This window comes from Paraburkholderia sp. LEh10 (genome assembly GCF_017814945.1).
Classification (GTDB): Bacteria; Pseudomonadota; Gammaproteobacteria; order Burkholderiales; family Burkholderiaceae; genus Paraburkholderia.
On record NZ_JAGIPX010000082.1, the window covers coordinates 1 to 11647 of the forward strand.

Consider the following 11647-nt stretch of genomic DNA (forward strand, 5'->3'; position numbering starts at 1 on the left):
GCGCGGATAAGAAAAGAACGACGGCCTGCCCGACGTTGCGATAGAAAACAGCACGCCCCGAACGCCGATTCCGATTCGGCCTTCGGGGCGTACTTCAGAGCGGCACCTGCGCCGATGTCCGGCTTTGCCTTCAGATCAGAAAGCGCTCACGGTCGGCATGATCCCTGATCCATCTGGGTGCCTTGCCTCGCCCTGACCACTCCTTTCCACTGACAGGATCGCGGTATTTAGGCTCGACCCGCGCGCGCGTGCGCCGCCCACCCTGCTTCATGCGCTCGCCGATGTCGCCCAGCGTAATGCCGTATTCCGTCATCCTTTGCAGGATGTCGTCTATCGCGGCCGCCGTTTCGGCCTTGCGCGACTTCTCGATTTCCACTTCCAGCCGCGCCATCCGGGCGACCAGATCCTGATATGAGTCCATCAAAACACCTGAATGAATGGTTGCTGACGCGCTATTTGAAACACCGAGGACGTCCCGCTCACGGGCACCCTCTCATGTGTGCCGTCGCATCGTGAGCTCTCGCGCCCGTCATTGGCGACCATACCGGTCATCGAAGCGCACGATGTCGTCTTCGCCGAGATAGGACCCGCATTGGACCTCGATCATCTCGAGCGGCACGCGCCCCGGGTTTTCCAGCCTGTGCTTCACGCCGACGGGCACATACGTCGACTGGTTTTCCGCCAGCATGAACGTTTCATCGCCGCGCGTGACGCGCGCCGTGCCGCTCACCACGATCCAGTGCTCCGACCGGTGGTAGTGCAACTGGAGCGACAACGTAGCCCCCGGCATGACCACGATCCGCTTGACCTGATAGCGCGAGCCCTTGTCGATCGAATCGTAGTAACCCCAGGGACGCTGCACCTTGCGGTGATGCGCGGCTTCCGTCCTTTCACGCTTGCGAATGCCGCCGACGATCGCCTTGACCTCCTGGGCATGCCGGCGGTCCGCGACGAGCACGGCGTCGGCTGTCTCGACGACGATGAGATCCGTCGTCCCGACGCACGCAATCAGCCGGTCTTCCGAATGTGCATAGGTACCCGATGCATTCGCGAGCAACACATCCCCGCGTGTGACATTGCCTGCGTCGTCTTTCGGAAGAATGTCCCAGACGGCGTCCCATGCGCCGACGTCGTTCCATCCCGCTTCGAGCGGCACGACAGCGCCGTCGATCCCGCAATCGGCGAGACGTTCCATGACGGCATAGTCGATCGAATCATTCGGGCAAGCAGCGAGGCTCTCCGCATCCGGCCGCCATGCATCGCCTTCCTTGCTCGCCCGCATCCAGGCCGTTTGACACGACCGGGCGATATCCTGGCGCGCCGTGTCGATCGCGTTGAGCCAGACCGATGCGCGCACCACGAAAATGCCGGCATTCCACCAATACTTGCCGGATGCGACAAATGTTTCCGCAGTTTCGCGGTCCGGCTTTTCGACGAAGCGCGTCAGCGCGCGCGCGCGATGTCCGGCTGCACCGTCGAGCGCCGCACCTGTTTCGATGTATCCGTAGCCCGTTTCCGCCCGAGTCGGGACGATACCCAGCGTGACGACCTTGCCTTGCCGCGCGAGCAATGCGGCGCCCTGCACCGCGCGCTCGAACGCAGGCACATCGTCGATCGCGTGATCGGCGGGTGTGACGACGAGTATGGGATCTTCACCGTCGGCTGTCGCATGGAGCGCGGCGAGCGTGAGCGCGGGCGCAGTATTGCGCGCGACGGGCTCGACGATCGTCTGCCACTCCCGCGTGCTTGCTTCGAGATGCTTCGCCACCTGAAAGCGATGTTCATCGGCGCACACCACCAGGCCGCGATTCGCATGCGCGGTCGCGATTCCATCGAGCCGCGACACGGACATTTCGAGCATCGACCGGTCGCCAAGCAACGCGAGCAACTGCTTCGGATACGCTTCGCGCGACAGCGGCCACAGCCGTGTGCCGGCTCCCCCCGCGAGCACGACTGGCAGGATCTGCAACGCACTCGCTGCGCCCGCATCGGACATGCCGGAAATCATGTCACGAATGGATTCCGGGACTGATGGATGGTTCATGTTGGTTATTGCCTCTCGGTTGCCACGTCGGAAAGCTCGCCGTGGCGTTTTGACAGTTGTCCATGGCGTGGCGCCGGCGCGGACGTCGTCGCACCGTGCTCTGCGATCACCGCTTCATAAATGCGCCGGTAGTTCTGCGCCGTGCGATGCGCACTGAACCGGTCCTCGAATCGCAGTGCAGCGCGGCGTCCCATCTGCTCGGCGGCGCCGTCGTCCTGCCACAAGCGCCGCATCGCGTTCGCAAGCGCGTCGGGATCGTTCGGCGGAACCACCAGGCCCGTTTCCTCGTGCAGATTCACATAGCTCGTCCCCGTCCCGATCTCGCACGAGATCATCGGCTTGCCCAGCATCGCGCTTTCGAGCAGCGACATGCCGAATGCTTCTGCGCGGTTCGGTGACGGAAAGACCATCGCCCGGCTGAGCTTGATCAAGGCCATCTTGTCGGCCTCCGATATCACGCCCGTGAAGTGCGCGTTGGTCACGCCGCGGGTGACGGCAAGCGACCGGATCTCGGAACCCAGCGGCCCATCGCCGACGAACACGACGGGATAACCCGTGCGCTTCATCGCTTCGATCAGCACGGGAAGACCCTTGTAATAGCGGAACACGCCGACGAACAGAAAGAACGGCGTGCCGATGCGCTCACGCCATGTCTGCATCAGCGCTTCATCGGGCGACGGGTAATAAGCGCGTCCGAGACCGAGCGGCACGACCTCGATCTTGTCCGGATACGCCCGAAGCACATCGCTCGTCGCTACATAATTGGGTGACGTCGCAACGATCCTGTCCACGCTCGCGAGAAAGCGGCGCATCAGCGGCCTGTACAGCGCGAGCAGCAGCTTCTGCCTCTGGATGTCCGCGTGATAGGTGACGATGGACGGCCGATCGACACGCCGCACCAGATGCGCGATGTCAGCCATCGGCCACGGAAAGTGGTAGTGAATGACGTCCGCCTGCGCCGCCAACCGGTCGAATGTCTGCAGCGCGCGCCATGAGAGCTCAACGGACGCGAACGTCATCCGGTTGAACACCCGTTCTACCTCGTGCCCGTCCAGTTGAACGGAACGCCTGGCATCGCGGTTTCGCGTGAGCGTGAGAACCTTGTTCTCGACGCCGATGTCCGCACCCGCGCGACACAGGTGATAGATCGACTGCTCCGCGCCTCCGATGGTGTCGGGCAGATAGGTTCGGTAGAAATGTAGAACGCGCATGATTCCAGTTGCCGACAGATCGTTCGATCGATCAGCGCGGGCGTAGGGTGCTTAAAAATCGGCTTGAGCCGTCCGTCGAGAAAGCGTTGCCGACGTCACGCGGAACTCCGTTCGCGTGATACGCCGTCTTCCAGCGTGTCCTTGCGCAGTTGCAGCTCCGCCTCGCCGCGCGCCAGCTTGCGAAGCAGATCGACGTTGCGGACGATCAGCCTGCGATAGTCGCGATCGACGACACGGCCATCGACGAGCGAGCGGATTGCGCGTGACACCGTCTCGCGGCTGACGTTGGCCATGATCGCGATTGCCTGCTGATTCGGCAGATTCTCGATCGTCAGCATGTCGCCCGTGGATTTCTTCATCGACGCTTCGAGCACCGAGTACACGCGGGCATAGGCGCGCGTGAGTCCGAGCATCGAGCGATAGTTCGACGCCTGACGGATCGTCCTGCACAGCCGCTGCAACAGCGCCTCGACGACGGCCGGATTGCGGTAGAAAAGCGCCTGCGCCTGTGGTTTAGGCAAGAAACCCACCACCGATTCCGTCGTTGCGATGATCGACGCCGAGCGCGGCCCTCCATCGATAATAGATAGCTCCCCAAAGTAATCGCCGGGCTCGACGAAATTGAGCCCAACTTCACGCCCGTCTTCCGACAGCGCGATCACCTGGAGTCGCCCCGACATCAGCAGAAGCAGCGCGGACCCCGCGTCGCCCTTATGAACGACGAAATCCCGCTTGCTGTAGCGACGATAGCGAATATGGCGACTGGTCTCTTCGATCACCTCATCGGAAACGCCGCGAAGCAATTTCTGCCGCCTGAGGAGATCGATAGCCTTGAACGTACCGCCGTCAGTCTTGTTGGTATCTTCGATCGACATTAATTATTTGTGCGCCTGGTCTCTGACACATCGCCACGATAGTGGTACAGAGCCACAACATCTGTGACAGCCGTCACATTAATCGCCGTACCTGCGCAAATCTGTGACGGCCATCACACATCGGCGCCATGACATGGTTAAGATCTGGAGAGGACCAATCGTGCTATCCGGCACGGTATAGAACACAAGAAAAAATGTGCGTACGCTTTAATCTGAGAGTGGTGGCACTTGCGCTGTCGGTTGCATGCACAACGGCACTCGCGCAAGGCACGGAAAAGATGGATGGCATCGTTGGCCACGCAGTCGCCGTGGTGGGGAACGCGCGCATTCTCAGCGCGCGGCACCGCGCACCCATCGCGCGGGATGGCGCGATCTCCGAGGGCGACACGATTGAAACGGGCGGCGACGGCTATGTCTACATCGCGACTGTCGATCATGGCTTCATCAGCGTGCGCCCCGATTCGTCGCTGACGTTCGAGCGCTTTCAATACGACGCTTCCGCGCCGAAACAGTCGGTCATCAAACTCGTGCTGCACAAGGGCACGATGCGCGAGATTTCCGGCGAGGGCGCACAGGCCGCGCGCGATCACTATCGGCTCAATACGCCCGTCGCGGCCCTCGGCGTACGCGGCACGGACTTTTCCGTCTTCACCACCGGCGACACCACGCGCGCCGATGTGCGCAGCGGCGGCATCGTGATGACGCCGCTTGGCGGCAGCTGTCTATCATCGGGCAACGGCCCCTGCGAAGGCCCTGCCGCCGCGCAACTGTTTGCGGATCAGCGCGATGCGATGCTGCAGGTCGAGCGCGGCAGCACGCGCCCCTTGCTGCTCGAAAACCGGCTCGCAGCCGTTTCGCCGCAAGGCGTGGCGACGCAGAAAAATGAGGACAATGCAGCGCACTCAGTCACGGGGCAAACGCAAGGGGATGTCGGAGTCGCACCGCTCGAACTGCAGTTCATGAACACGATTCCCGCGCAGACGCCGCAAGCGCCTCCTGCGCCGCCCGCGCCCGACGCCCCTGCGCCGCCCCCGGCGCCGCCGCCGAAGCCTGAAGCGCAACAGATCTTCTGGGGACGTTTCGCGGCGCTCGCATCGCAACCCGCCGACACCTCCCTCGATAAATTGTTGAAACAGGGCAGCGAACAGATCGACATCAACATGCTGTTCGCGATGACGCGCACGCCGCAGACCGACATGGTCATGCCTGTTCAGGGCGTGTTCGGATTCGGACTGCAGTCGTCGGCTGCGTACCTCGTGAATGCGTCGACGGGCGCGGCCGTGCCCGGCGCGATCTCGAATGCGAGCCTCACGATCGACTTCGGCAAGCGTGCGTTCGCGACCCAGCTCGACCTGAGCGCAAACAACGGCACGTATGCGATCAAGGGACGCGGCGCAGTACTCGACGACGGCAGACTGACGAGCGACTACGGCTCGCCTGCGTCCATCCACGGCGCGCTCGCGGGCAAGACGGCCACCCAGGCCGGGTATCTGTTCCTGCAAAGCATCGATGCGAAGACGTCGGCAATCGGAGCGACTCAGTGGGCGCGTTAGCACGCCCCTCCAAACTGGACTGCGTTCGCCTCACGATTCTCGGAATGACCACGCTGCTCTCGGTGCTGCTGGCCACCGGCTGGCAACCTCAACCGTACGCACGTCTCGCGTTCGCGCTCGACGACTGGCGTCAGGCACACACGCAGGTCCAGCATCCCGACACACGGGTCACGCTGGTCGATATCGACGAGCATTCGCTCGAGATCATCGGCCCGTGGCCCTGGCCTCGCGCACTCATCGCGCGTCTTGCGCAGACGCTGTTCGACCAGTATCACGCGAGGACGGTTGGACTCGACATCCTGTTTCCCGACGCGGCCAAGCCGCAAGACGACGAGGCGCTGCTGACAGTCGCACGGCGCTATCCGCTCGTATTCGCGCAGGCCTTCGACCTGTCGCGCAATGAGGGCGCGCCTCGGGCCGGGCATGTGAGCGCGCCGCGCAACCCGGTTGCCGTTTCATGGAAGCCGCCGCTCGCCACAGGGTATGTCGCGAACTTCTTCGACGATCCCGCCGTTTGCGCGGGGCACGTGACACCCGTCGCGGATTTCGACGGCGTGGTGCGCGCGATCCCGCCCGTCGTCCGTTACGCAGGCACCCTCTATCCGATGTTCGGATGGCAGATGCTGCATTGCGCGGATAGCGCATCGCCGCGCGGCCCCTCCATCGCGTCGCTACCCGTCGATGCGCGCGGCGCAGTGCGCATTCCGTTTCGTCACGGCAGCCAGGCGTTCAACGTCGTTTCCGCGCTTCAGGTGCTGACGGGAACCGCGCCCGCCGAATTGCTGCGTAGCCGCTATGTGATCGTCGGATCGTCGGCGCTCGGCCTGACCGACCATATCGCGACACCCGTCGATGCATGGCTGCCCGCCGCCGTCGTGCATGCGGAAATCCTGACGTGGCTTCTCGACGCGCAGGCACGGGGCGCTTTCGCGGCTGCGTCGGCACTGCTTCCGCTCGCGTGGACGGCCGTCACGATCGTGCTGTTCGCGCTGCTGTTCCGGCGCTCGCGCGCGCCCGCCGCGTTGCTCGCGCTCGTCGCCACGACGGCCGCGTGGCTCGCCATCGGGATAACGACGCCGCTAGTCGCAGCGGATCTGATTGCGCTGCCGCTCGTGCCCGCCGTGGCATTCATCGTGATTCAGGCACCTGTCGAGTGGATTTCGTCGCAGGCGACCATCCGCTCGTTCGAGCAGCGCTTCAGCCGCTATCTGCCGCCGACCGTGTTGCGCGAAATCGTGCGCCGTCACGGACTCACGGCGTTCAAACCCGAGCGCCGGCGCATTTCCGTGCTGTTCGTCGATATCGAAGGCTATACCCGGCTCGCCGAACAGATGACCCCAGAGCAGCTGGTCGCGATGACTGAGCTCGTCCTCACCCGCCTGACCCGCTGCGTGCACGACACGCAAGGCACGCTGGACAAATACATCGGCGACGCGATCATGGCATTCTGGGGCGCGCCTCTCGAACAGCACGATCACGCGGACCGCGCGATGGATTGTGCGGTGGCGATGCTCAAGGAACTGGAAGCGCTCAACGACGCGGACGACCCGCTGCTGATCGACCAGATGGTGCGCGCGCGCATCGGCATCAATACGGGCAGTGCCGTCGTCGGCGAGCTCGGTTCCACGACGCGCCAGTCCTATACGGCGATTGGCGACGCGATCAACGTGGCCTCCCGCCTGCAGGACTACGCAAAGATTGCGGGCACCGATCTGCTGGTCGGCGAGGAAACGGCCAAAGCCGTGACGCGCCACAAACTGCACCCGTATGCGCAAACGACACTGCGCGGACGGGTCGCGCCCGAAATGCTGTATGTGCTCGGCGAGCACCGACCCGGCGTCCCGCAACACGGTTGAGAGAGCGTATCCGCACCCATGGTCCGTTCTCTTTCTAGCTTCTTCGCCCGGTTGCGCCGCCGCGGCATCCGCATGGCGGGCGCGCTGGCCGTGCTGGCCGTGCTGCCCGTCGCCGTGCACGCACAGGTGACGGGCGCATCCCTCGACGACGTGATCAACGACGATCTGCGCACGCAGGCGCAAACGGCCATCGACAACGGCGACCGTGTAGCGGCCATCGGCCTGCTGAACGAACTCGTGCGCCGCGACCCACGCGAGGCGGGTGCGCTGCTAGATGTCGCGCTGCTTTATTGCCAGCTCGGCGAGCGGGACCTGACGCGGCAAACGCTCGCGCGCATCGAAGCGCAATTCGCGGTGCCCGCACCTATCCAGAAGCTCATCGTGTTCTATCGCGAATCGCCTTGCGTGCCGAACGTCAAGCGTCCGCAAGCGGCTGCGTCGCTCGGGGTCGGCGTCACGTCGAACGCGAATTTCGGGCCGTCCAATCCCCTCGTGACCTTCGCGTCCGGCGCGCCCGTCGACTCGCTGATACTCGCGCCGTCGAGCCTCGCGCACGGCGACCAGTACCTCGAATCGTCGCTGCAAGGTGGCGTGCCCATTCCCGGCGTGCCGCACGCAGGCCTGATCGCGGGACTCATGAGCCGCCAGTATCGCCGCGAGCACGCGTACGACCAGCGCGTCGCCACGCTCGGCGTCGCCCATCAGGCCGAGCTCGGCAACGGGCAACTCGGCAACGAACTGGTCGCGGATGCGCTGTGGCTCGGCACGCAGCTCTATCAGCGCGACATCGTGTGGCATGCGAGCTACTGGTCGCCCGCTACCGCGCTCACGAGCCTGATCGCGCGCGCGGGCATCGATCTGACAATCGACGATACCGTCTACCCGGGCAATTCGATCTATAACTCGCTGCGCGCCGAGCCGCGCGCGGCGCTCAACGCCCGGATCGGCGCGCGGACGACGCTGCTGTTCCTGTTCGGCCCATCGTGGGACCATCCGCACAATGGCCGCCCAGGCGGCAGCCGCCACGGGTATTCGACCTACTTCGAACTCGACTACGACATGCAGCGTCATGGACGCCTAGAAGCGGTCTATCAACAACGCACGCAAGCGGACGCGTCGCCGTACGACACCGTTTTCTTCGGCGAAGAAGCCCGGCAACAGACGCTGCGGTCCGCATCGCTTCGCTATGTCTATCCGCTGTCGCACGCGTGGTCGGCCTATGCGCAACTGTCGGCACAGCGCGTCACCGATTCGATTCCGATCTTCTCGTATTCGGTGCGCAACGCGTCCGTCGGACTGTCATGGAAATACTGATTCCAATCCCCGTTCAATACGCTAAACTGCGGCTTCGACCGTTACAGGCTCCATCATGTCCTCCCAAACCTCCCCGGCAAACCCGCACGCGTCGCCCGCAGCCCATGAGAGCTCGCAGTGTCACGAGGCACTTGGTTTTCTCGACCAGTCATACGACCTGATCGACGGCCTGTTGCGCGAAGTCGCAGGACAGGACCATGCGCAGCAGCCTGCCACGCATGCGGATGCCGTCGAGCTTGCGCTGATCGGGCAGCCGGATGGACTCGCGTCCATCGGCCACCTGTTTCTGTAGTTTTTTTCTCGCGCCGCTGTTCGAGGCGGTTGCCGGCGTGGCGGCTGCCACGCCCGCTCGCTCAATTGACGAGGTTCTTCAGTCTGTCCGAATAGGCTCGGGCGATCGTCGGCCAGCTGGCCTTCTCTTCGACACGTGAGCGCGCCTCGCGAATCATCGCATCGCGTGAGGCTTCATCGAGTCGCAGCATGTCGGCAATGCCGTCGGCGAGTGTCGTTTCCCCTGCCTCGACGTAGTCGCGCCCGCCGCAAAAACCCACGCCGCGCGCACCAAATGCGGTGCTGACGATCGGCAAGCCCGCCGCCGCATATTCGATCAGCTTCAGGTTCGTACCGGAACCCGACACCACCGGGTTCAGGCCCATATCCGCCACTTCCAGCCAGCACTGCTTTTCCGTATCGCTGATGACGCCCGCGAGTCCGATATTGCCCGGGCGGTCCCAGCGCGCAACCATATCGCACACGGAGCCGAGCAACAGAAATTGCACATGGGGCAAGCGGGCCGCCGCCTCGAAAATGACGCGCGCGGCATCGGCATTTGGACCATGGGCGCTGCCCATGAAGAGCGCGAGCGGGCCGCTTACGCCGAGCTTCGCGCGGCTTTGCGCAGCCGTTGAACGCTGCCGGAAAGGCGTGCCATCGACGTCGATGCCGTTGGGCACCACGATCAGATTCGCCGTGTCCTCGCGCTCATAGAGCGAATGCAAGCGGTCGCGGTCCTGCGGCGAGCATGCGGTGACGAGCGCGGCCTCACGCACGGCCTGCCGCTCCAGCGCCGCGACGCGGTCGACGGCCCACTGATGCGGACCATAGATGTCGCGCTTCAGATCAGCCTCGACGTTGTGCGCTTCGTAGACGAACGCGGCGGATGAGACCTCGCGCAGTGCGGGTAGCGCATACGGATGCGAGCACACCATCACTTGCGCCATTCGGGCGAGGCCGTCGATCGCCTCCAGCCACTGCGGCGCGCTGCGGGGATGCATCGCCGCCGTCAGATCCGTGACGGATGCGCCGAGCGATTCTCCGATTTCGCCTTCCAGTTTGACGAAGGTGCGCGATTTGGGCACCAGTTCTTCGCTGAAGCCATCCTTCAACTGAAGAACCTGACGAGTCGTATCCGGCGCCGCGAGGTTGACGAAACGTACGTCGAACTCATCGGCTACGCGCGAGTACAAACCGTGGAGGCGAAGTTTGCCGCCGCTCACGACGGGCGCAATCGGATAGGTATTGAGCACGCCGAGCACAGGCTTCGCGCGGCGTGCGATGATCGCCGGCGCCACTGCGCGCTTGCCTTCATCCGACGCTTTCGCGGCCGTGCCCGCCGCTGCGCGCGCGCCACCCAGCAGCGCCGCGCACAACGCATCCCAGTTGAGTTTCGCCGCATGCGACTGCGCCGCGAGCCCCATTTCCTTCGCACGCGGCAGATCGTTGCACAGCATGCGCATTGCCTCAGCCAGCGCGCGCGCATCCGGTTCGACGATCAATCCGCTATGGCCATGCTCGATCAATTCCTTCGGGCCGCCCGAGTCGGTCGTAGCGATCACCGGCTTCGCGGCCAGCATCGCCTCGAGTGTGATCAGCCCGTAGTCCTCGTCGCGCGGAACGAATGGCACGCAAACGGCGCGCGCGTACTCCTGCGCCAGCACGGCATCGGGCACGCGCCCGAGGAACCGGATGCCGGGATGGTCGCCCGCCGCGGCGCGCAGGCGCGCTTCGTCTGGCCCGCTGCCGGCGATATTGAGCGGCATCTCGACACCGCTCGCCTTGTACGCTTCGATGATGATGTCGATCCGCTTCGCGGAATCGAGCCGGCTCGCGCTGAAGATCGTCTGCTGCGGACCTGCGGCGAGCCCTTGCAGATTGGTCGGATGATGATGGACGGCAACCTCGGCGCCCACCGGGAAGTACCCGTCCCGCTTCGCCACCACCTGCGAAATGGCCGCATAGTGAACGATCTTGTCGGGCCGCATCGCGACGGCATCGAGAAGCCGGATCGCCGCACGCGTCACGGGACCGGGAAACGCCCAGCAGGCATCGTCGGGCGCGCGTGCGAATGCGCTGTCGAGCGCGGCCAGCAGTTCATCGAACTCGACATCCTGCGCGCGATAATCGACGAGCGCCCGGACGATGCGCTCGGGCATGCCGAGCGACAGCAGCACCCTGGGATCGAACGTCGTGGGCATCCGCTCCGGGTAGCAGTCGTACAAACCGCGCAGCGTGTGCTGCAGATAGACCACGTGGTTGCGATGACGGATTGCCCAGGCCGGGTACTTCGTGCTGATCACCAGGTCGAAGTGGTCCAGATCGAGCGACGAAAAATGGCGGTAGCTCGACAGAAGCTCGCCCATGTTCCGCTCGGGGCTCGGCACCTTCAGCAGGTCGGCCTGCACGCCGGGTTGCGCATTGAGCGCGTTGACAAGGCCCCACCACAGGTTCTCGGCGCCGCCGATGACGAAAGGCACCGGACTCGGTGCAACGATTGCGATTTTCATGATTCGATCCA

The 11647-nt window shown here is 64.2% G+C and carries 9 protein-coding genes; 4 read left to right on the plus strand and 5 right to left on the minus strand.

Translation table 11 applies throughout. The annotated features are described in order from the left end of the window. Positions 1-130 precede the first annotated feature (130 nt). From J8I87_RS38040 to J8I87_RS38055, 4 genes are all read right to left on the minus strand, one after another. Positions 131-421: an H-NS family nucleoid-associated regulatory protein gene (locus J8I87_RS38040; protein ID WP_209937524.1), complete on the minus strand. Its 291-nt coding sequence runs from the start codon at positions 419-421 to the stop codon at positions 131-133. A 108-nt stretch (positions 422-529) separates the two neighbouring features. Further along, positions 530-2044 carry a mannose-1-phosphate guanylyltransferase/mannose-6-phosphate isomerase gene (locus J8I87_RS38045; RefSeq protein WP_409518872.1) on the minus strand — a complete coding sequence of 505 codons (1515 nt, stop codon included), beginning with the start codon at positions 2042-2044 and terminating at the stop codon, positions 530-532. 5 nt (positions 2045-2049) lie between these two features. After that, on the minus strand, positions 2050-3255 hold the full coding sequence (locus tag J8I87_RS38050) for a glycosyltransferase (protein ID WP_209937526.1): 1206 nt from the start codon (positions 3253-3255) through the stop codon (positions 2050-2052). Positions 3256-3350: 95 nt separating this feature from the next. Beyond that, a complete protein-coding gene (locus J8I87_RS38055; RefSeq protein ID WP_209937528.1) occupies positions 3351-4130 on the minus strand; it encodes a Crp/Fnr family transcriptional regulator in 780 nt (259 codons plus the stop codon). A 278-nt stretch (positions 4131-4408) separates the two neighbouring features. On the opposite strand from J8I87_RS38055, the gene J8I87_RS38060 reads away from it, so the two are divergent. Genes J8I87_RS38060 through J8I87_RS38075 form a run of 4 tightly spaced genes read left to right on the plus strand, consistent with a single transcriptional unit; the run spans position 4409 to position 9145 of the window. Continuing rightward, positions 4409-5683, plus strand: a complete 1275-nt coding sequence (locus J8I87_RS38060; RefSeq protein WP_209937530.1) for a FecR domain-containing protein — start codon at positions 4409-4411, stop codon at positions 5681-5683. Between the two features lie 44 nt (positions 5684-5727). Continuing rightward, complete coding sequence (locus J8I87_RS38065; protein ID WP_245254460.1) at positions 5728-7539, plus strand: CHASE2 domain-containing protein; 1812 nt, start codon at positions 5728-5730, stop codon at positions 7537-7539. An 18-nt stretch (positions 7540-7557) separates the two neighbouring features. Further along, complete coding sequence (locus J8I87_RS38070) at positions 7558-8853, plus strand: tetratricopeptide repeat protein (protein WP_209937533.1); 1296 nt, start codon at positions 7558-7560, stop codon at positions 8851-8853. Positions 8854-8908: 55 nt separating this feature from the next. Continuing rightward, positions 8909-9145 carry a hypothetical protein gene (locus J8I87_RS38075; RefSeq protein WP_209937562.1) on the plus strand — a complete coding sequence of 79 codons (237 nt, stop codon included), beginning with the start codon at positions 8909-8911 and terminating at the stop codon, positions 9143-9145. A 61-nt stretch (positions 9146-9206) separates the two neighbouring features. Here J8I87_RS38075 and J8I87_RS38080 read toward each other — a convergent pair whose 3' ends face one another. Further along, a complete protein-coding gene (locus J8I87_RS38080; protein WP_209937535.1) occupies positions 9207-11636 on the minus strand; it encodes a glycosyltransferase family 4 protein in 2430 nt (809 codons plus the stop codon). Between the last annotated feature and the right edge of the window lie 11 nt (positions 11637-11647).